General features: G+C 57.0%; 16 protein-coding genes and 2 tRNA genes. 11 read left to right on the forward strand and 7 right to left on the reverse strand.

Translation table 11 applies throughout. From position 1 onward, the window contains the following. Positions 1-11 precede the first annotated feature (11 nt). From trbG to V7651_RS17990, 8 genes are all read left to right on the forward strand, one after another. Positions 12-1040, forward strand: a complete 1029-nt coding sequence (gene trbG, locus V7651_RS17955) for a P-type conjugative transfer protein TrbG (protein ID WP_335613929.1) — start codon at positions 12-14, stop codon at positions 1038-1040. After that, a complete protein-coding gene (locus V7651_RS17960; protein ID WP_335613930.1) occupies positions 1037-2296 on the forward strand; it encodes a TraB/TrbI/VirB10 family type IV secretion system protein in 1260 nt (419 codons plus the stop codon). The genes trbG and V7651_RS17960 overlap by 4 nt, the downstream gene beginning before the upstream one ends. Continuing rightward, positions 2293-2511 carry a DUF2274 domain-containing protein gene (locus tag V7651_RS17965; protein ID WP_335613931.1) on the forward strand — a complete coding sequence of 73 codons (219 nt, stop codon included), beginning with the start codon at positions 2293-2295 and terminating at the stop codon, positions 2509-2511. Before V7651_RS17960 ends, V7651_RS17965 begins: the two co-directional genes overlap by 4 nt. A gap of 43 nt (positions 2512-2554) precedes the next feature. Continuing rightward, positions 2555-2803: a hypothetical protein gene (locus V7651_RS17970; protein ID WP_335613932.1), complete on the forward strand. Its 249-nt coding sequence runs from the start codon at positions 2555-2557 to the stop codon at positions 2801-2803. A gap of 113 nt (positions 2804-2916) precedes the next feature. After that, positions 2917-3966 carry a nucleotidyltransferase family protein gene (locus V7651_RS17975; RefSeq protein ID WP_335613933.1) on the forward strand — a complete coding sequence of 350 codons (1050 nt, stop codon included), beginning with the start codon at positions 2917-2919 and terminating at the stop codon, positions 3964-3966. A 152-nt stretch (positions 3967-4118) separates the two neighbouring features. After that, positions 4119-4253, forward strand: a tRNA-Ser gene (locus tag V7651_RS17980). Between the two features lie 29 nt (positions 4254-4282). Beyond that, positions 4283-4591, forward strand: a complete 309-nt coding sequence (locus V7651_RS17985; RefSeq protein ID WP_335591412.1) for an ETC complex I subunit — start codon at positions 4283-4285, stop codon at positions 4589-4591. A gap of 16 nt (positions 4592-4607) precedes the next feature. Next, positions 4608-4684, forward strand: a tRNA-Arg gene (locus tag V7651_RS17990). Positions 4685-4780: 96 nt separating this feature from the next. Here V7651_RS17990 and V7651_RS17995 read toward each other — a convergent pair. From V7651_RS17995 to V7651_RS18025, 7 genes are all read right to left on the reverse strand, one after another. Then, positions 4781-5941: a pyridoxal phosphate-dependent aminotransferase gene (locus V7651_RS17995; RefSeq protein ID WP_335613934.1), complete on the reverse strand. Its 1161-nt coding sequence runs from the start codon at positions 5939-5941 to the stop codon at positions 4781-4783. 74 nt (positions 5942-6015) lie between these two features. After that, positions 6016-6858, reverse strand: coding sequence for a sulfite exporter TauE/SafE family protein (locus tag V7651_RS18000; protein WP_335613935.1), 843 nt, complete (start codon positions 6856-6858; stop codon positions 6016-6018). Between the two features lie 142 nt (positions 6859-7000). Then, on the reverse strand, positions 7001-9616 hold the full coding sequence (locus tag V7651_RS18005; protein ID WP_335613936.1) for a TonB-dependent receptor plug domain-containing protein: 2616 nt from the start codon (positions 9614-9616) through the stop codon (positions 7001-7003). Positions 9617-10063: 447 nt separating this feature from the next. Next, on the reverse strand, positions 10064-10672 hold the full coding sequence (locus V7651_RS18010) for an ANTAR domain-containing response regulator (protein ID WP_335613937.1): 609 nt from the start codon (positions 10670-10672) through the stop codon (positions 10064-10066). Between the two features lie 326 nt (positions 10673-10998). After that, positions 10999-14127, reverse strand: a complete 3129-nt coding sequence (locus V7651_RS18015; protein ID WP_335613938.1) for an efflux RND transporter permease subunit — start codon at positions 14125-14127, stop codon at positions 10999-11001. 5 nt (positions 14128-14132) lie between these two features. Continuing rightward, positions 14133-15242: an efflux RND transporter periplasmic adaptor subunit gene (locus V7651_RS18020; RefSeq protein ID WP_335613939.1), complete on the reverse strand. Its 1110-nt coding sequence runs from the start codon at positions 15240-15242 to the stop codon at positions 14133-14135. A 201-nt stretch (positions 15243-15443) separates the two neighbouring features. Beyond that, complete coding sequence (locus V7651_RS18025; RefSeq protein ID WP_335613940.1) at positions 15444-16631, reverse strand: CaiB/BaiF CoA transferase family protein; 1188 nt, start codon at positions 16629-16631, stop codon at positions 15444-15446. Between the two features lie 235 nt (positions 16632-16866). Here V7651_RS18025 and V7651_RS18030 point away from each other — a divergent pair, with 235 nt between their 5' ends. The 3 genes from V7651_RS18030 to V7651_RS18040 all read left to right on the forward strand — a co-directional run bounded on the left by V7651_RS18030 (position 16867) and on the right by V7651_RS18040 (position 19436). Then, the gene (locus V7651_RS18030) at positions 16867-17847 is read left to right on the forward strand and encodes an LLM class flavin-dependent oxidoreductase (RefSeq protein WP_335613941.1); all 981 of its coding nucleotides are present in this window, start codon (positions 16867-16869) and stop codon (positions 17845-17847) included. A 72-nt stretch (positions 17848-17919) separates the two neighbouring features. Beyond that, the gene (locus tag V7651_RS18035; RefSeq protein ID WP_418887262.1) at positions 17920-18666 is read left to right on the forward strand and encodes an SDR family NAD(P)-dependent oxidoreductase; all 747 of its coding nucleotides are present in this window, start codon (positions 17920-17922) and stop codon (positions 18664-18666) included. A 236-nt stretch (positions 18667-18902) separates the two neighbouring features. After that, entirely contained in the window at positions 18903-19436 is a 534-nt protein-coding gene (locus V7651_RS18040; protein WP_335613943.1) for an Lrp/AsnC family transcriptional regulator, read from the forward strand. Positions 19437-19700 lie beyond the last annotated feature (264 nt).

Consider the following 19700-nt stretch of genomic DNA (forward strand, 5'->3'; position numbering starts at 1 on the left):
AGCACTCCCCCATGAAACGCCTTGCCCTGATCCTCCTCGCCTCGACGGTCCTTGCGGCCTGCGAGACGTTCCCTGCCGCCGTCGGTCCCGACATCACACTTGATGAGCCGGATTATGTCGAAGACCTCTATCTCGCTCCTGACGCGGAAGAGATCGATATCGCCGGCGCGGACGTTTCCCCGACCCCGGTCGTCTACCGGACCTATACGCCGACGACCGTTACTGGCGCGATGCCCGGACAGCTGAAGCCCATGCCAACGGAGGCAGAGGCGCCATCCCTCAAGCCCTACCAGGCCATTGAGACCGCAAACGGCAAGGCGGCGATCGAGCCTTCGCTCGACAATTACATGAACGCAATCCAGGTCTATCCCTATACGGTCGGTGCGCTCTACCAGGTCTATTGCGCGCCGGAGCAGGTCACCGACATTGTCCTGCAGCCCGGCGAGGAACTCGTGTCCGTCTCAGCCGGTGACACAGTTCGCTGGGTACTCGGGGATACGGTCTCAGGGACCGGAACGGACGCCCAGGCGCACATCCTGATCAAGCCGACGCAGGCGGGCCTGAAGACCAACCTCATCATCACGACGAGCCTTCGCGCCTACCATCTTGAACTGCGCGCGTTCGAAGAAACCTATATGGCGGCTGTCTCCTGGCGCTATGCCGACCAGCAATTGGTAACGCGGGTGGCGCGGTCTGGGCCGGCAGGTGCGTCGGAATCGCCGTCGTCTGCGGGGTTGCAGCTCGACCGGCTGAAGTTCCGCTACGACCTTGATGGCGATTTTCCTCACTGGCGACCGGACCGCGTGTTCGATGATGGTCGCAAGGTCTATATCCAGTTCCCGGCTCGGCTCGACCAGGGTGAGGCCCCGGCTCTCTTCGTCATCGGCCGGGACGGCAAGTCCCAGCTCGTGAATTATCGCATGTCCGGCGACTATTATGTCGTTGACCGCCTGTTCGCCCGCGCCGAACTGCGTCTCGGCGAAAAACGCCAGGATGTCGTGAAGATCGCACGCAATGACATTGGCAGCGCGAAGCCATGACAGAGGCCGTTTCTCCTCCAGCCCAACCGCTCGAAATCCGCGGGCGCCCGAGACCCGTGAAGCGGTTCTCCAAACGGGCGCTGATGATCCTGCTCGGAACCGGCAGCGCAATCGTGCTTGGCTCGCTAGCCTTTGCGCTGCAGGGACCGAAGGAAGGCACTGACGGTCCGGCGCGGGAGCTTTACAATACCGGTCATAATCCAGAGGCGGATGGATTGGCCACGCTTCCGAAATCCTATGGTGAGATTGCGCCGGAAGACGATATCCTCGGGCCGCCGCTGCCGGGAGACCTCGGCACGCCAATCCTGAAGGCGCAGCGTGAAGGGCGGATGGGATTGCCTGAGCAGGATGCACCTCAATCTGACCCCATGCATGAACAATTGGCGGAGCTCGAGGCAGAGTTGCGGGCGCGTGAAGCAGCGCTCTCCGATGCGGCGCGCGGGAGCGGAGTGTTTTTCCAGGTGGGATCAGGCGCAGGAGCGAAGAGCATCGGCAGTTCAGTTGCGGCATTGTCAGCGCCTTCGCTGAACTTTCCAGACCTCTCGGCATTTGCGCCATCTGACGGCAGCGCGTTCGGGTCATCCTTAAGTGAAGACCCGAACCGTCAGGTTCGCAAGCTTGACTTTCTCGGTGCCGAGCCTGATCCGTCGATCTACAATCCGCATCGGCTGGAAACGCCGGTCTCACCTTACCAGCTGATGGCGGGAACAATTATTCCGGCAACCCTGCTGACAGGCGTGAACTCCGATCTTCCGGGCCAGATCATCGCGCAGGTGACGAGCCCGGTCTACGATACTGTCACGGGCGAGACAGTACTCGTACCACAGGGCGCGCGCTTGATCGGGCGCTATGACAGCGTCATCGCATTCGGCCAGTCACGCGCACTCCTTGTATGGAGCCGGATCGTCATGCCGGACGGATCCTCCATCCGGATTGACAATCTCGCCGGGGTCGATGCGCGCGGCTACGCCGGGCTCGAAGACAAGGTCGACTATCATTCCTGGAAACTGCTGCAGGGTGTCGCACTGTCGACACTGCTGGGTGTCGGCTCCGAACTCGCAAGCGATGACGAAGGCGACATTGCCCGGGCGCTTCGCCGTTCGGCACAGACCGGCGCCAATGAGGCCGGTCAGGAAATCGTGCGCCGCAATCTCGACGTCCAGCCCTCGATCACGATCCGGCCTGGCTGGCGGTTCGGCATCCTCGTCAACAAGGACATTGTCCTGAAACCCTATGAAGGAGGAGACCAGCCATGAGTGACATCAGTTTGAAGATCGGGGCGTTGCCCGACCGGACACCGCAGAAACTGACGGTGCTCGTCGATCCCCTGCTTGCGTCGGAGTTGGACGCGTATGCGCGGATCCATTCGCAGAAGTACGGGGCGGAAGTTTCGGCCTCGGCACTGGTGCCGCTGATGTTGGAAACCTTTCTGGCGAGTGACACTGGATTCCGGAAGGCAAAAAAATCTTGATCGCGACGGCGACGGATCATCGTCAGATTGTGGAGTATAACCAATGGCAGAAGGCAAAACCAGTGAAGCCGATTTCACCAGTGAGACAAGCTGGCTAACACCCAAACAGTGCGCCGACCTTACTGGGTGGACCGTGTCTGGTCTGGAAAAACGCCGGGTACGCGGTCAATGGCCCCCATTTTCCATACGCGCCGGTCGTCCGCGATATCCTGGAGACTATATCCGGCGGCAATTCGCCGAGGCAGTGGTGACCAATACCGTTCAGGCGTCGACTACCAGCGACAAATTTTAGCAGCCCCATGGTCATAATCGCGGCCCGGTGTGTTGACCGCGATTGAAGGTCTTCCAATTGGCATAATGCAGTAAGTATTGACTTTTACCGGCATTTTTGTATTTTGCCGGTAAATGACTATCCAAGAACTTCCTCTTGTCATCCAGACCAGTTACGCCGAGCTGCTGGATCAGCTGCGGCTGGCCACAGCGTCCGACTTTCCGGAAGGCTCGACCTTCCGAAAGAGAACCATCTCCGGCAAGAACTACTGGTACGTTCAGGAACCGACGACCCCACAGGGACGTCCACCGGAACGATATCTGGGTGTTGACACACCAGAGCGCCGTACCGCCATTGACAGCGCGATGAGTGCGAAGGCCCATGCCGATACGCGCAAGGCGATCCGTCGATCGCTTTCCGGCGCCGGCCTGCCCGAGCCAGATGGGCTGACGGGAGCCGTTATCGAGGCGCTCGCGGATGCAGGCGTGTTCCGTTTGAGGGGCGTGATTGTCGGCACAATCGCGTTCCAGACCTATGCCGGCCTTCTCGGTGTCAAGCTGCCGAGCGTCGCCATACGAACCGGTGATGTCGACCTTGCCCAAGACTATGGCGTGTCAGTTGCGCTCAATGATTCACTCGACGTCTCACTGATTGATGTCCTGAAAACAGTCGACGCGGCGTTCGCGCCGGTCCCCTCCCTTGCGGGCCCCAACATTGCAACAACGTACGCTCGCCCCGGTGGATACCGGGTAGACGTCCTGACGACAAATCGCGGCCCTGATCGGGACGCCCCAGTTAACCTGCCCAGCCTCAGATCCGATGCGCTGCCCTTGCGTTTTCTGGACTTCCTGCTGAGAGACACGGTCGAAGCAGCGATCCTCACGCGCTTCGGAGCACTCGTAAACGTTCCATCCCCGGAGCGGTACGCTGTCCACAAACTGATTGTTTCAACCATGCGGAAGGACACTGGCGAGAGTGCCGTAAAGTCCGACAAGGATATTATTCAGGCTGGCCTTCTCGTCGAAGCGCTCGTTGCCAAACGCAGGCAAGACGATCTGATCGGCGCCCTCAACGAGGCCGCCGCGCGAGGACCGGCCTGGCAGGAAAGGCTCAGCCAGGGCGCTGCACGCCTTGGGAATGAATCACGGGAAATCATTCAAACACTCCTGGAAGCAGACAACTGACCTGCTCTGTCAAAAATTTCGCCTCATACGGTGGAATTCTTGGAGGGGGTAATTCAATAGCCTAAAGCACCATAATGGTTGCGCACGGGGCCAAGCTTCGCTATTCCGGCTGCATTGTAACTCAGACGGTGGCTTATTGGTGGCTTGGCGTTTGGAGGTATTGCGGAAAGCGGGGTCCAAACCCACTTAATGCATTGTTTTTTAAGGGGTCTTGCGAAAGATTCGTTCCGCCAACTTTCTGGTTTGGGACCAGAGGGTCGGAGGTTCGAATCCTCTCGCTCCGACCAACAACTTCTCGACGAGACGAGGCGGTCACATGGAAGCGCGGATCTACAGACCCAGCAAAAGCGCCATGACGTCCGGTCGCGGCAATACCAAGGCTTGGGTCCTCGAATTCGTAAAACCCAGCGCACATCGCAGTGCCGACCCCGTCATGGGCTGGACCAGCATCGACGATACATCCGGCCAGGTCCGCCTCGAATTTGATACACAGGATGAAGCCGTCGAATATGCGCAGCGCGAAGGCATGACATTCCGTGTCGAAGAGTCACGTGAGCGCAAACGTCTGGTAAAGACGTACAGCGAGAATTTCGCGTTTGACCGCAAGCAACCCTGGACGCACTAAGGCGCGTCACAAGCGTGGCCCCTTAGCTCAACTGGATAGAGCACCGGACTTCTAATCCGACGGTTGCAGGTTCAAGTCCTGCAGGGGTCACCACTGATTCGAAAATTGGCGACACACCTCCCCTTCCCCCAAACGAAAAAGACCGGAGCTTTCGCCCCGGTCTTTCAGTCGTTTCAAAATAGATGGCGATCAGGCGCCGACGACTTCCGGAAGCGCCTTGCAGAAACGCTCCACATCTTCGATCTTGCCCATCGAAACGCGCGTCCAATCTGTGTAATCCATGTACTGGCCGCGGATATAGATGCCACGATCCTTCATCGCCTTGGCCACATCGTTCGCCGGCTTGCCTGACTTGAAGTAGACGAAGTTCGTCTGGGACGGCAGGTATTCCAGGTCGAGCGTATCGAGCGTGGTGAGAACCATCTTGCGGCCCTCGACAATTTTGCCCTTCGAGAAGTCGAGGAAGGCGGTGTCATTGTAGCTGCCGATTGCAGCAGCAAGACCGACGCCGGAAATCCATGACATGGCAGTCGACTGGATCTTGGCGGCGATTTCTGGCGACGAGATCGTGTAGCCAACGCGAATGCCGGCCATGCCGTAAATCTTCGAGAAGGTGCGCGACACGATGACATTGTGTCCTGCCTTCACAAGACCAATACAGGTGTTGCCATCAGGGTCGTCAGCCAGTTCCATATACGCTTCGTCAACGAGCACAGTCGTGAGCTTGGACATGCGCACTACGGCGGCCTTCAGGGCAACCGGATCAGCAACCAGGCCGGTCGGGTTATTCGGGTTGCAAAGCTGCACGAGGCCCGTGCTGGTCGTGACCTTCGCTTCGATTGCGGCCAGGTCAGTGCTCATGTCAGGCGCAAGCGCCACACGATCAATTTCCGCCATGCCGAGGTTCACGGCGTAAAGTGCCGTCGTGTCCCAGAATAGGTGCGGTGCAACGATAGGCCCGTTCTTGCCATAGATCAGAGCGATGGCGCTGAGCGCTTCGCCCGACCCGGTTGTGATGGCGATCATGTCAGGCGTCACGCCGTGCCGTTCGGCGATCATTTCTGCAAGTTTTGCGCCGGCGATGTCCGGATAATATGCGCCTTTCTTGCCGGCATATTCGATCATTTTCAGAGCTGATGGCGCCGGACCATAAGGGTTCTCGTTGCGCGACAGGAGGGCTACCCCGCCGCGCGGGCCAAGCAGCTCCGGATCAGGATCAGCAGACGGAGCGTTTGCTGGAAAAGCACCTTGGGCTGATGCGGATTGTGCTGTCGTGCACGCCGTTGCGCACGCGACGGTAGCGCCAACGGCTCCCGTCAGAACTAAGCGTCGTGAAATATCAAATGCCATTTTATTTCCCCAGTCGTTGGTTGTTTATAAATGGGATGTTCCCCGGCAGGCGTTCCGAGGCTCCCAATGAAGGATCAGGAAGTGAACGAATTGTACAGGACGATCGCAGACGTTGCGACGAGATAAATCCCGAATATACGCTTCAGTGCTACGGCGTTGAGACTGTGCGCGGCGCGCGCTCCGAGAGGCGCGGTAATGAAAGACATAGCAGTAATTGCTAGAACGGCAATCACGTTGACGTAGCCAATCGAACCGAATGGCAAGCCCGCCTCGCCGAGGCCGAGGATCGCAAAACCGATCGCCCCCGGCACTGCGATGATCACGCCAAAACCAGCTGCCGTCGCGACAGCCTGGTGAATCGGACGACCACATGCCGTCATGACGAGCACGGCAATTGTACCGCCACCAATGCCGAGCAGAGCCGAGAACCCGCCCAGGAATGTCGCAATGGCCGCAAGAAGTGGCCCCTTAGGCATATCCGTCGTGATCGCCTTTTTCGGCTGCATGACGGGTGCGATGAAGTGCACGCCCATCAGGAAAACACCGAGGGAAAAAATCCATTTCAGCGAACGGCCGTCCATGTAGCGGGCAATGAGAATGCCGATGACTGCGCCGACCACGAGCCAAACTGTCCAGTCCTTAATGATCTGAAAATCGACTGCACCGCGCTTGTTGTGCGCATGCAGCGAGCGCAGAGAGGTGACAATGATGGTCGCGAGAGATGTGCCGATCGCCAAGTGAGTGATCACATTACTGTCGACATTGAAGACGTTGAAAGTGAGCAGAAGGGCCGGAACGACAACGAAGCCGCCCCCGATACCAAAAAGTCCTGCGACGAATCCTGCAACAAGGCCTGCAGCAAGCAAAACGGCGATCAGCTGGCTGATGTGAGCCAGATCGAGATTTGATAATGACATGTAATTGAGTGCTTCTATTTGATGATGAGGGGCTCGCAAGGACGATAAGCACAGTCCTGAAAGCGAAGCAGGGAGCGAGTTGCCTCGCTCCCTGTATTTTTTGTCATCTGCCTAAAGGACAGTCAGATTGTGCTCATAAGCATCAGAAGCTCTTGGTTGCCTTCAAATAGATAAAACCACCTTGCCAATCGACAATTGAGTCAGAGCGGTAGATCCGACCGTTTCCCGTTTCCTTGAGCGTATTGTAGTCCGGCTCATACGGATATTCGTTTGTCACGTTGCGTGCACCGACCGTGAACTTGGTTGTATCGTCATAGGCGTAGCTCGCCTCGATATCGAACAGAATCTCGCTGCCCGAATCTTCTGTAACGAGTCCGGTTGGGTATGCTGCGCTTTCTGGACAAGTGTAACCATCTGCTCCTGCGCCAGTGAAACACTGTGATGGATTGTACTCGCCGAAATAGTTTGCCCGGCCGAGGAAAGTATATGCCCCGATCGTGTGCGATACCGTGAACGTCGTCCGATAGTTAGGCGTGCCATTCTCGAAGTCATACACATCTTCCTCGAGGAACAGACCGTCAATGTTGACCTTCTCAACCGAGAACGTGTTGTAGTTCGAGCTCAGCGTGAAGGCCGTCGAACCCGCCGTGCCCCAATCAGCGAGATAGGTCATGACCAGATCGACACCCTCTGTTGAGGAGTCAAACGCGTTCTGGAAGAATTGAACAGCACCGATCGTATCAGCGCCCGGTACGCCTGCCGCAATCAGCTGATCCCGGATTTCCGGCGTCACGGTGATAGAACGTGATGCATAGAACTGGTCACTGATGTCAATCTTGTAGAGGTCAAGCGTTACGCTCAACGGGCCAAAGGTGCCCGTTGCACCAAGCGAGTAGTTCGTCGACTTTTCTGGCTTCAGCTCTTCGGCGCCAAGGAACTGCGACACAGGGTTGGAGGCCGGGAAAAGACCAGATGCGACCGGTTCACCTGCCGGGAAGCGTGTGGATACGTTCGTCGTGGCGAGCTGGCCTGGCGTTGGTGCCCTGAAGCCTGTGCCGACAGAGCCCCGGATATTGACGTTCGGGGTGACCGACCAGCGCGCGGCGATCTTGCCATTGGTCGTTTCGCCAAAGTCGGAATAGTTCTCGAACCGGCCAGCAACTTCCACGAACAGAGCGTCCGTCAGGTCAGCTGCGGCGCCAGCATAGATGCCGTAACTGTCGCGATTAAGCGAACCCGAATAATCAGGCGAGTAGCCCGGGAAGCCATTCGAACCGACACCATTGAGTGTATACACAGGGTCCGAAGGATCGGCACAATCGAGCGAGGAGCCATCGGCAATAACACCAAGTCCTGCTACCGTCGGAGCTGCGCCCTCGCAGAAATCCCATGGATCTGCAAAGGCATACGGGCCAGCAATGTAGGAGGCTTCGTCACCCGCAACAGCCTCATAGCCCTCGTCCCGCCATTCCGCGCCGAAACTGAAATCGACTGGGCTGGCGAAGCTGCCCATCTCATAAGAATAAACAAAATCCGCCGCGACTGCGACTTCATCCGAGATTAGATCGCCAGGATGGAAGACTGTTGGCGAGCTATCGCCCAGCGATGGGTTAACTGTGTTCCCAAGCTTGTAGTTGATCTGGTTCTTCCCGTAACGAGCCGAGAAATCATAAGTGAAGTCTGGCGTGAATTCACCACGGATACCGCCGGTTGTTGAATAGTCGACAACGTTACCGAAGAAGCGCGGCGTGAATCCGGCCGGGAACAGGCTGTCAAATTTGTAAGTTGAGCCGTCTTGCAACCGAATCAGCGGACCGTTTACAGAGTTTCCCGGGAAACGATAGTTGAAGTCGCCGTCCGCTGATGAGTTCGAATAGTTGGCGAAAGCGTAGAGTTCCTGACCGCCTGGCAGCGTGTAGCCCATATTCACGAACGAACGGAAAGCTTCCGATTCGGGCTGCCCCCAGATCTGGACGTTGCTTGAATCATAATCCCCGCCAGGACCGTAGAGATAGGCCTTGTCCGGATTTGCTGCGACGTAGGCATCGACATCGAACGAAGTGGTCTCATCCCATTGCTTGCCACGGCTCGTCGGCTGCGCACTTGTGCCTTCAAGGCTGATATTGATGAAGCCATTCTCGCCGAGCGGCAGACCGATATTGCCTGCAATCAGGAGGTCTTCGCCGTCGCCTTCATAATATTGTCCCCCTTGGACCGTAATTTCCGCACCTTCTGCCGAGTCCTTGAGGATGAAGTTGATAACCCCGGCGATAGCATCGGAACCGTATTGGGCCGCAGCACCATCGCGCAGGATTTCAACTGTCTTCAAAGCGGATGCCGGAATGGTCGCAACGTCAGGACCCTGCGTACCCGACCCACCAATCGAGACGAGCGCAGCGCGATGGCGGCGCTTCGAGTTCACGAGAACCAGAGTTTTGTCGGACGAGAGACCACGAAGTGCGGCTGGGCGCACGAACGTGGATCCATCAGAAATCGGCTCACGGCCAATCGTGTAGGATGGCACAAGTGTTTTGAGCACGTCATTCGTATCAGTGAACGAGACGTCCTTAATAGTGGCTTCGTCCAGGACGTCGATAGGAACAGCAGAATCGGCGACCGTCCTTGGTTTGCCGCGTGAGCCCGTCACAGTAATGGTCTGCTGCACCGACACCGAATCTGCAACGGCAAGCTCCTGCGCCGCGGCAATTTCCTGCGCGGTTGCCGTCAGCCCGCCTGCCGCAAGAAAGACACCAGACATCAAATATGTTCGAAAAGAAGTTCTCATTGTTTACTACCCCGTTTTGTTACGCTGCTTGTCGGGCAGCGCGACCCCATCCGCAGAGCGGACAAATTCAGTACTTCTCCGTATGCGTCGCAAAGCGTCACACTGGATAAGTCGATAAGAGATCCCGAAGACCTCACGATATTTGGAAAATTCGCTGTCGCCAGGCGACCGCATTACGGGCCCAACATCGAGCCGCATTATCGGTTCTACATTGAACCAGTTTTCAGGAGAGCCGGAGCAAAGGCCGGTTCATACTGAAATCTATATGCTTCTGGCTCTACTATGGGTGGACGCACAGGAATGATGCACCGCAACATGAGGGAAGCTTAATGTCGGTGCACTAACACGTGCTGAGTATTGGGAAGGTGAGAGCGCTGTAGGCTAAGCAAATCAGCCTTCACCGCGCGAAACGCATAATGTTCACGGAAGCATATTCGATATGGCGACAATCGTTTCTGCAATCTCGCGCACAGGTTTCCCTCGCGACATGGCCATCTTTCGGAGAGCTTCATAAGCCGCATGTTCTGTGACGCCCCGTTGCTCCATTAACAACCCCTTGGCGCGCTCAATCAGCTTGCGGGCTTCCAGGTCGCTCTTGGACCGTGACAACTCCTTATGAAGCGCATCCATCAGCCGGAAACGCTCCATCGCAACGTCAAGTACTGGGCCAACCCGGGCAGGAGATAGACCGCTGACAATATATCCGCTGGCGCCTGCCCTGATCGCCCGGCGCGCAAGATCGCCCTGGTCGGCTTCAACGAATACAACAATCGGCATCGGGCGCTTGCCGGAAAGCTCTTCCACAACGCGAATCATGTCGCCATCGGGCACATGACGGCTGATAATAAGTAGATCGGCTTTATGAGTATCGGTCGCGGCGATAACGGATTGCATTGATAGTTCGCCTATGCGGCGCACATTTGCCGTATTGCTAAGTCCTTCATCGAATATTGCCGCTCGGGCGACATCATCCTCGACGAGCAGAATCTCCAGCGGAATAACAGGCGGATCGTAGTTCGGCACGTTCATGGTGTGCCTCCCGATAGCTGAACCACGCTCTGCAGCCACGCGCATGGCCATGAGGCCAAAACCAGCCTACCGCGTCCAACTTGCATCGATCGTGTCTTAGGTATCTCCATGAAGCTGAATATCACCGGACCTCTGATTATTACTGGATTTCAGGTAGCTTCAGGGGCACGTCGCCGTGAATTCAAGGCGAATCACCGCTCGGCACCACCGGAAGCCTGGCGAGATGCAACCTTGGGCACACAAATTGGGTTTCTGCCCACAACGCGGCAATTGCGAGTAATTATCTCGCACCTTTCGATTCCGCCCCTGACGAATGAGTGGAAACCCTATTCAGCAGGCGCAGGAACCAAATCGGCCTCTTTTTCCTCGGCCTCAAGCCGGCGGGCCACGTCATTCGGTGAACCAGATTTCCGTGCAATCAGCGCATAAGCCGTCGGCACGAATAAGACAGTAATGAAGGCAGCCGTGATCACACCGAACAAGATGACGACGCCGATCGCTTGGCGAGTTTCGGCCCCTGCCCCTTCCGACAGAATGAGCGGCACAGCACCCGCAGCTGTGGTCAAGCTTGTCATCACGATTGGCCGAAAGCGCGCCAGTGCCGCTTCCCTTAGTGCCACATCAAACTCTTCGCCCTCATCGCGCAACTGGTTGGCGAATTCCACGATCAGGATGCCGTTCTTGGCGGCAAGGCCGACCAGCATGATCAATCCGATCTGCGTATAGATATTCAGCGTGTTGCCCGTGAGCCAAAGCCCCAACAAACCGCCGGCAATCGTTGCGGGGACGCAGAGCATAATAATGATAGGATGTCGGTAGCTTTCAAACTGGGCTGCCAATACCAGAAACACAATCACCAGACCGATCGCAAATACGAACAGGATAGAACCTCCGGACGACTTGAAGTCCAGCGACTGACCCTTGTAGTCAATCGTGGCCTCTGTCGGCAGAACTTCCTTGGCGATACGCTCCATGCCGCTCAACGCCGTACCTAGCGAAACGCCTTGTGCAAGACCCGCTTCGATGGTGATGGATCGGACGCGATTGTAGCGGTTGAGGCTTGGGCTATCGGCGATGGACTCGATCTTGGTCAGACTGGACAGCGGAACAAGCTGGCCCGAGCGGGACGACCGCACATAGATGTTCTGCACGTCCATGGGCGTATTCTGGTCCGACCTCAGCCCCTCGAGGATGACATCATATTCCTCCCCCTGGTCGGTATAAGTAGTCACGCGGCGCGATCCGAGCATGGTCTGCAAAGTGTTGCCGACATCGGAGACAGTCACGCCCAAGTCGGCAGCTCTGTCATAATCGATCGAGATGCGGAACTGTGGCTGGGTTTCCTTATAGTCCCAGTCGATATCAACAAGGCCCGGGTTATTGTCCTCCAGAGCCGCCACAAATGTATCGCGCCACTGCGTCAGCTGCTCATAGGACGGCCCGCCAAGCACGAACTGAACAGGCTTTCCATTACCCCCGCCGAGGCCCTGCCGCATAACCGCAAAGGCCCTTATCCCAGGCATGTCAGACAGTTTGCGATTTATCTCCGCAATGATCTCGTCACCGGATCGCCGCTTCGACCAGTCATCCAGCACGACGACCACAAACCCCTGATTGAAGCTCGAGCTGCCAAAGCCCGGCGCACGAACCAGAAGGCGGGTTGCCTCGCCCGACTCCGTATAGGGCAAAAGGCGCTGCTCAATCTCGTCGAGATAGGTCGCCATGTAATCGAACGACGCGCCTTCCTCACCGCGGATGCTGATGAAAAATGTACCGCGATCCTCCTGAGGCACGAATTCTTCGTCGATATTCTGGTAAAGCGAGGCAGCGCCTCCGAAAATGCCCAACAGTATGAGCATCACAAATATCGGCCGGTAGATGAGTTTGCTCAGAATCCAGCCATATCCGGTCCTGAGACGGGCAAAGACGCTATCAATCGCCAGCGGGATATAGCGCATAGCGCCCGTCGTCGCCTTGGGCTTCAAAAGCTTTGACGACATCATCGGCACGATCGTCAGCGACAATATACTCGAGAAGAAAACGGCAGCGGCCATCGTCAGCGCGAACTCGGTGAACAGGCGGCCGACATTGCCTTGCAGGAACGTGATAGGAAGGAATACAGCGATCAGCACCATCGTTGTCGCAACCACGGCAAAGCCCACCTGACGCGTGCCGCGATAGGCAGCCACAAGCGGTGTTTCACCATACTCGTCCATCCGCCGGTGAATGTTCTCAAGCACAACGATGGCATCATCCACGACAAGGCCGATGGCCAGAACCAGCGCAAGCAGCGTGAGCAGGTTGATCGATAGCCCGAGCGCCAACAGCACGATGAATGTGGAAATAATCGAGATCGGCACCGTAATGGCCGGGATAATCGTCGATCGCAGGCTGCCCAGAAACATGAAGATGACGACTGTCACCAGCCCAACAGCGATGAATAGCGTATTGTAGACCTCGCGTATGGACGCATCGATAAAGATCGATGAGTCCGACCCGCGCGCGATCACCATGCCTTCCGGCAATGTCTTGCTGATCTCGTCGGCAAGATCCCTCGCCGCGGCGGCCACTTCCACAGTGTTGGCCGTTGACTGTTTGATGATGCCCAGTCCGACCATGGGCACGCCATTGCCGCGGAAGGTTGTCCTGTCTTCGGCCGTACCTCGCTCAACGCGCGCCACGTCGCCCAAGCGCACGAGATAGCCGTCATCTCCCTGTGCAATGACCAGTCCCGCAAAGTCCTGCGGCGTCTTGAAGGCCCGCTCAATTCGCACCGTGAAGTTGCGCGAATCCGACTCCAGGCTACCGGCTGGGGCTTCGATATTCTCCCGCCTCAGCGCATTCTCGATATCGCTGACCGCGAGTCCGCGAGAGGCAAGTGCCCGCCTGTCGATCCAGATGCGCAATGCATAGTCGCGCGCGCCACCAACTTGAACACGCGCAACGCCATCAAGAGCCGAGAAACGGTCGACAATATAACGGTCCGCATAATCGGTCAGTTCAGGCGTCGTCATGCGGTCACTGCCGAAGTTCAGCCAGATAATGACGTCATCGTTCGCATCCGCCTTCTCGATCTCGGGTGGATCGGCTTCCGGCGGCAAATTGTTCAGGACACCTGATACGCGGTCGCGAATATCATTGGCCGCCGCGTCAATGTCCTGGTCGATGCTGAACTCAATACTGATGCGCGAGCGGCCATCAGTGGAATTCGAATTAATAAAGCGGATGCCGGAGACGCCGGCGATACGGTCTTCAATTACTCGCGTGATGCGCGTCTCAATCACATTGGCCGAGGCACCGGGATAACGCGTGCTGATCGTCACGATTGGCGCGTCAATGTCCGGGTATTCGCGCAGCGCCAGCCTATCATAGGCGACGAGGCCGAAAATGATCAGGATAAGCGACAGGACAGATGCGAAGACCGGACGCTTGACGGAGACGTCTGACAGCAACATCCGGGCTATTGTGCGTTGAGGGCAGCGCCGTTGCCGGACGCGCCAGGGAAAACAGCAGAACGTTCACGCACAAGGACTTCACCCCCATCGCGCGCCTTGATCGCTCCCTCGGTAATAATGAGATCGCCCTGTGACAGTCCGGAAAGGACTTCAACATTCCCGCCCTGGCGAAGGCCAATCTGGACCTTTCGCTTTCGCGCGATTTTCTTGCCATTTTCTTCCATGGCGACGAAAACGAAGTTATCAGGTCCAAGTGGCTGTATTGCCCCTTCAGGAATCGACAGGGCGGTGCGAGCGTCGGCCAGAATGGTGACACGCATGAACATGCCAGCCTTCAGGTCACGGTCAGGGTTTGGGAGAACGGCACGTACGCGTACCGATCGCGTGACGGGGTCAATTGTATTGTCGACGCTGTCGATCTTCCCGGCAAATTCCATGCCGGGCAGGTCATCGGTCGTCGCCGTAACAGTCACACCAGCCCTAAGTGACAAAAGGAAATTCGAGGGTACGCCGAAATCGAGGTTCATTTCGCTATCGTCGACCAGTGTCGCAACCACATCACCCGGTTTGACGTAGGAGCCGACGCTGACCATCCGGAACCCGAGAACGCCATCAAATGGCGCAACCAGGACGCGGTCCTTCTGGCGAACTTGAACTGCGCGAAGCTGAGCCGTAGCGCTGTCGAGATCACGGCGGGCTGCATCAAGAGATGTCTGGGCGATCGCATCCTGGCTCGCGAGTTGCTGGGCGCGCTCATACTGCCGACGCGCTTCATCAGCTGTGGCCTGGGCAGATTCGACCAGAGCGACCTGCTCACGTTGCGCGAGGGAGAGAAGGGTCTTGCCAGCCGTTACGCGCTCACCGTCGTCAAAATAGATCGCAGTTACGCGGTCGGCGACATTGAGCGTGAGTTCCACGCGCTCATTTGCCTTCAACGTACCCAGCGCCTCGATCCGCATGGCAAAATCCTGTTTACCCACTTCCGCGACGAACACGCTGGAGGGCCCCCGCCCCTGAGCGGATGCATGCGCTGTGAGAAGCGTCATGACCGCAACGGCCGCGCCAAGCGCGCGCGGCAGAGTCAGCTTACTCCAGATACGGCCAGTATGTGCCATTCAAATGCCTTATGATGTTCCGTCATCTGCGAGACTTCCGCACGAATGCCCGGAAACAAGCGCCGACATGGCTTTGTCCCTGCACTTCACGAAGTAGTTCGCCAAGTCCAATAGGCAATACCATGTTGAGCGCCTCGCTTAGCATCAAAAAACGAACAGTTTCCCAATGGTAACGAGAAATTTATCGGTTGAGAGCCGCTTTCAATCCTTGGAATCTGTTTTTGAAGCAGCAGTGAGACCGATTTCAGCAAAAACCTCGTCTGTATGCTCGCCTATGAGGGGAGCCGGGCGGATTGTACGGGCCGACTCGTCTCTGAAAATCACCGGGGGTTGCGTCTCCCAATAATTCCCCTCGGTGGGATGCGCACGTTTCTGGAAGAAACCGACCGCCCTCAGATGCGGGTCATCCCTTAGCTCTGTAATATCATTTACGCGTGCCGCTGGAATGTCCGCCGCAGAGAATGCCTCAAGCCAATGCTGCGTCGGTTTAGCGGTGAGGTAAGACTGAACTCGCTCCATCATGTAGGGCATGTTGTGATAACGCCCCCGCCGGTCATTGAGGCGTTCGTCCTTTAGCTCGTCCGGCGCTCCCAGCACGTCAAACAGGCGAATCCAACGCGCGTCGACATAAGGCGCAATAGTGATCCAGCCGTCTTCTGTTTCCAGCGGTTGCCGTGAGGGGTCGACCTGCCGCTGGTAGCAGGCTGGACCATTCGGGGGATCGAACGTCTCGCCGTAAAGGTGCTCTTCCAGCAGGAAATGGGTCACACATTCGAACATAGGCACTTCGACATGCACGGCTTCCCCGGTCCGGTCGCGCTTACGCAGCGCCGCGAGCGTGGCATAGACAGCGTGCAGGCCGGACACCTTGTCTGCAATGGCCGTCGGCAGGAAGCGCGGTGCGGGATTGCCGTCCACGCGTGGCAGCAGGCTGGCCGTGCCAGAAAGACCCTGAATCAGGTCATCATAGGCCGGACGCCCGGCATAGGGACCGCTCGATCCGAAGCCCGTGCAATGCACATAGACAATATCCGGCTTGATCGCCTTGACCTCCTCATAGGTCAGCCCGATCCGCTCCACCGCATCCTCCCTGACATTATGGATGAACACATCGCTCTGCTGGATAAGCTTGGTGATAGCCGCCTTGCCCTCGTCCGATTTGAGATCCCAGACAACCGAGCGCTTGCCGCGATTGATGGTAAGGTGGCACGGGCCCATGCTTTTCGTGTTCACAGGCTTGCCGACGTTACGGAAATCATCTCCTGCCGCCGGCTCGACCTTCACGACATCTGCGCCCATGTCAGCAAGGGTCTGCGTGCAATAGGGACCGAAAATGACCGTCGTCATGTCAGCGATGCGGATATCGGAGAGTACATTGGTGCCGGGCATGGGCATTTCCTCGATCATTCTATCAACGGCTTCACGTCCTTGCGGACGGGATTCCGACGGGTTTCTCAGGGGTTTGCTACGGGTTTGAGTGGGGGGTTTCAATGCGGAGAGGAGACTTCCAATCCCCTTCCCCGGCGGCACTCAGCCAGTTTTTTGACTTCGGCTCCGCGCGTCCCCAAGTAACCTGCTCACCGTTGCTGCCTGATCGCGCGACGCCATTCCGGAGCGCTGACTTATGCCCAAACTGTCCATACTTGATCTTGTCCGAGTGACCGAAGGCACTGATGCTCGCACCGCTATGGACAATGCGCGCGACCTCGCCGCACACGCCGAAAACTGGGATTACAACCGCATCTGGGTGGCTGAACACCATAACATGGCCGGCATCGCCAGTGCTGCGACGTCGCTGGTTGTCTCCCACATGGCTGCAGGCTCTAAGAAAATCCGGGTCGGCGCAGGTGGCATCATGCTACCGAACCATGCGCCGATCGTGATCGCCGAGCAGTTCGGTACCCTTGAACGACTCTATCCCGGACGCATCGATCTCGGCCTCGGCCGTGCTCCCGGCACCGACCAGATCACCGTACGCGCCCTGCGCACAACCCAGGAAGCGGCCGAACGTTTCCCTCAGGACGTCATGGAACTGCAAGCCTTCTTCAAACCTGTCCAACCGGGCCAACGCGTCCAGGCCGTACCCGCCGCAGGCACAAAGGTGCCACTTTGGATCCTCGGCTCCAGTCATTTCGGCGCCATGCTGGCAGCAGAGCTTGGCCTGCCATACGCCTTCGCATCACACTTTGCGCCTGCGCATCTCATGGCCGCGCTCGAAATCTACCGCAGCCGTTTCAAGCCATCTGAACAGCTGGACAAGCCATACGCCATGGTCGGCGTGAACATCATCGCTGCCGAAACAGATGCCGAGGCCCAGCGCCTTTCGACCACGCAGAAGATGTCATTTGCCAACCTGTTGCGCGGCACACGCTCTTTCAGCCAACCTCCCATCGATAATATCGACGATTACTGGTCCCCTGCGGAAAAAGCACAGGCCCAGAACATGCTGGCCCGCTCCATTGTCGGGTCACCGGACACCGTCGGCAAAGGCATTGAAACCCTCGTCTCCGAAACCGGCGCTGAAGAGCTTATCATTGTATCCGACGTCTATGATCACGGCGCACGCCTACGCTCTTTCGAACTGATCGCCAGCACGCAAAATTAATCCCCTTGCCTCCGGGATTGCATAACACCGCCAAGATAGGTGATGTTGCTGCAGAAAATAAAATCGGAGGAAATGACTTTGAACTTTGATGATACAGATTTTACCGGAAAACGCGTACTCGTCGTTGGAGGGTCTAGCGGCATCGGCAATGGCATCGCACAGGCCTTCCGCGCCCGCGGCGCTGAAGTACATGTCTGGGGAACACGCGCCAAGGCGTCTGACTATGATCCAGCCGATGGCAGCGATCTCGAAGGCCTCCTCTATCAGCAGGTTGATGTCGGAAGCCCCGACGAAATTGAATCTGCACAGCTTGACTTCGACACCCTCGATTGCCTCATCCTCAGCCAGGGCATCGTCGTCTACAAACGCGGAGAATTCGAAAAACCCGGATGGGACAAGGTCATGGCCGTCAATCTCGACAGCCTGATGCACTGCTCCCGCGTCTGCAAACCCATGCTCGCAAAGACACAGGGTTCGGTCATTATTGTCAGCTCGATCTCAGGCCTGTCGGCCAATGTCGGCAACCCGGCCTATGCCGCCTCAAAAGCTGGCGCCATCAGTCTCACAAAGACGCTGGGCCAAGCTTGGGCGCCTGACGGTATCCGCGTCAACGGCCTCGCTCCGGGCCTTGTCGATACGAAGCTCACCAAGGTAACAACCGAAAACCCAAAACGCCTTGAGGGCGCTTTGCGGGCCATACCGGTAGGCCGTATGGGTACCCCCGGAGACATGGCCGGTGCCGCGATCTTCCTCGCAAGCCCCTTAGCCGCCTATGTCTGCGGCCAGACGCTCATCGTCGATGGCGGCCTATCCCTCTAGAAGACAAGCGAAAGTCGCGGCACGCAATCGGACCAGAAAACTGCTTGTGTAGCAGTCCCATGCCCGGCATTACCCCACCCTCAAAGATGAGAGACAACGGCAAATTCCGAAACCAGGTTGTCAAGCTAAGACCTGAGAGAGATCGACCTGAGAATAGAGATGTGCCGATATGATTCAGACATAATATAGATAATTTATTTACCAATGCCACATGTATATTGCGGTTCTGGAAGTATATGAGCATTATCTACCTTTCTTTGTCGCACTTTTGCTTGCATTCTACACTGATGACAGATCCTCTATCGATATTTGACGTCAAAATCCTCGAACAGCTCCAGAAGGACTGCTCCGTTTCAACAGTTGAGCTGGCGGAAATAGTCGGACTTTCCCAATCACCCTGTTGGCGCCGACTGCAGCGCCTGAAGGACGAAGGGTACATCAAGAGGCAGGTCGCCATCCTCGACCGTGAAAAACTTGGGTTCGGCCTGCATATATTCGCGTACCTTAAGGTACAGCGACTATCAGAAAAGGACCGCGCGACGTTCAGTCGGAAAGTGGAGAACACACCGGAAATCCTGGAATGCTATTCCATCTTCGGCGAGATGGACATCATGATGAAAATACAGGCCAAATCGATGAGCTGGTACCAGGACTTCCTGATGAATTTCCTGATGAACCTGCCCAGTGTGGATAATGTGAACTCCACAGCCACTCTTGGCGAGATCAAATCCACAACCGCTGTACCGGTACGAGGCAATCTGGCGCTTTAGGCGCCTTAACCACATGGCAAGGGTGGAGTGCCCCCACGCAAGTGATAACCCGATTGCATGGATGTCTGGTGGCTCCCGATAAACTGCCGTGTCTTAGCCGGACACTCTTTAAGCGCTTGAGTTGGCGCCGGATAGGGTCAGCGTCGCTTCATTTGTTTTGTCCTACACAATCAGTTCAAGCTTGCCTCGCCGATCGGTCATACACGCTTTGACCTGAGACCCTTCAGTCCCTCATTCATTTCGAGAGTCTGCCCCTTTCATAGT

This window comes from Hyphomonas oceanitis (genome assembly GCF_036964545.1).
Classification (GTDB): Bacteria; Pseudomonadota; Alphaproteobacteria; order Caulobacterales; family Hyphomonadaceae; genus Hyphomonas; species Hyphomonas oceanitis.

Excerpts from the sequence above, each read along its gene's own strand:
- V7651_RS18010 (WP_335613937.1), bottom strand. The coding sequence starts at position 10,672 with ATGAACGTGCCGAACTACGATCCGCCTGTTATTCCGCTGGAGATTCTG.
- V7651_RS18005 (WP_335613936.1), bottom strand. The coding sequence starts at position 9,616 with ATGTCTGGTGTCTTTCTTGCGGCAGGCGGGCTGACGGCAACCGCGCAG.
- V7651_RS17995 (WP_335613934.1), bottom strand. The coding sequence starts at position 5,941 with ATGGCATTTGATATTTCACGACGCTTAGTTCTGACGGGAGCCGTTGGC.
- V7651_RS17985 (WP_335591412.1), top strand. The coding sequence starts at position 4,283 with ATGGAAGCGCGGATCTACAGACCCAGCAAAAGCGCCATGACGTCCGGT.
- trbG (WP_335613929.1), top strand. The coding sequence starts at position 12 with ATGAAACGCCTTGCCCTGATCCTCCTCGCCTCGACGGTCCTTGCGGCC.
- V7651_RS18030 (WP_335613941.1), top strand. The coding sequence starts at position 16,867 with ATGCCCAAACTGTCCATACTTGATCTTGTCCGAGTGACCGAAGGCACT.
- V7651_RS18015 (WP_335613938.1), bottom strand. The coding sequence starts at position 14,127 with ATGTTGCTGTCAGACGTCTCCGTCAAGCGTCCGGTCTTCGCATCTGTC.
- V7651_RS18025 (WP_335613940.1), bottom strand. The coding sequence starts at position 16,631 with ATGCCCGGCACCAATGTACTCTCCGATATCCGCATCGCTGACATGACG.
- V7651_RS17975 (WP_335613933.1), top strand. The coding sequence starts at position 2,917 with ATGACTATCCAAGAACTTCCTCTTGTCATCCAGACCAGTTACGCCGAG.
- V7651_RS18000 (WP_335613935.1), bottom strand. The coding sequence starts at position 6,858 with ATGTCATTATCAAATCTCGATCTGGCTCACATCAGCCAGCTGATCGCC.
- V7651_RS17960 (WP_335613930.1), top strand. The coding sequence starts at position 1,037 with ATGACAGAGGCCGTTTCTCCTCCAGCCCAACCGCTCGAAATCCGCGGG.
- V7651_RS18020 (WP_335613939.1), bottom strand. The coding sequence starts at position 15,242 with ATGGCACATACTGGCCGTATCTGGAGTAAGCTGACTCTGCCGCGCGCG.
- V7651_RS17970 (WP_335613932.1), top strand. The coding sequence starts at position 2,555 with ATGGCAGAAGGCAAAACCAGTGAAGCCGATTTCACCAGTGAGACAAGC.
- V7651_RS17965 (WP_335613931.1), top strand. The coding sequence starts at position 2,293 with ATGAGTGACATCAGTTTGAAGATCGGGGCGTTGCCCGACCGGACACCG.
- V7651_RS18040 (WP_335613943.1), top strand. The coding sequence starts at position 18,903 with ATGAGCATTATCTACCTTTCTTTGTCGCACTTTTGCTTGCATTCTACA.
- V7651_RS18035 (WP_418887262.1), top strand. The coding sequence starts at position 17,920 with ATGACTTTGAACTTTGATGATACAGATTTTACCGGAAAACGCGTACTC.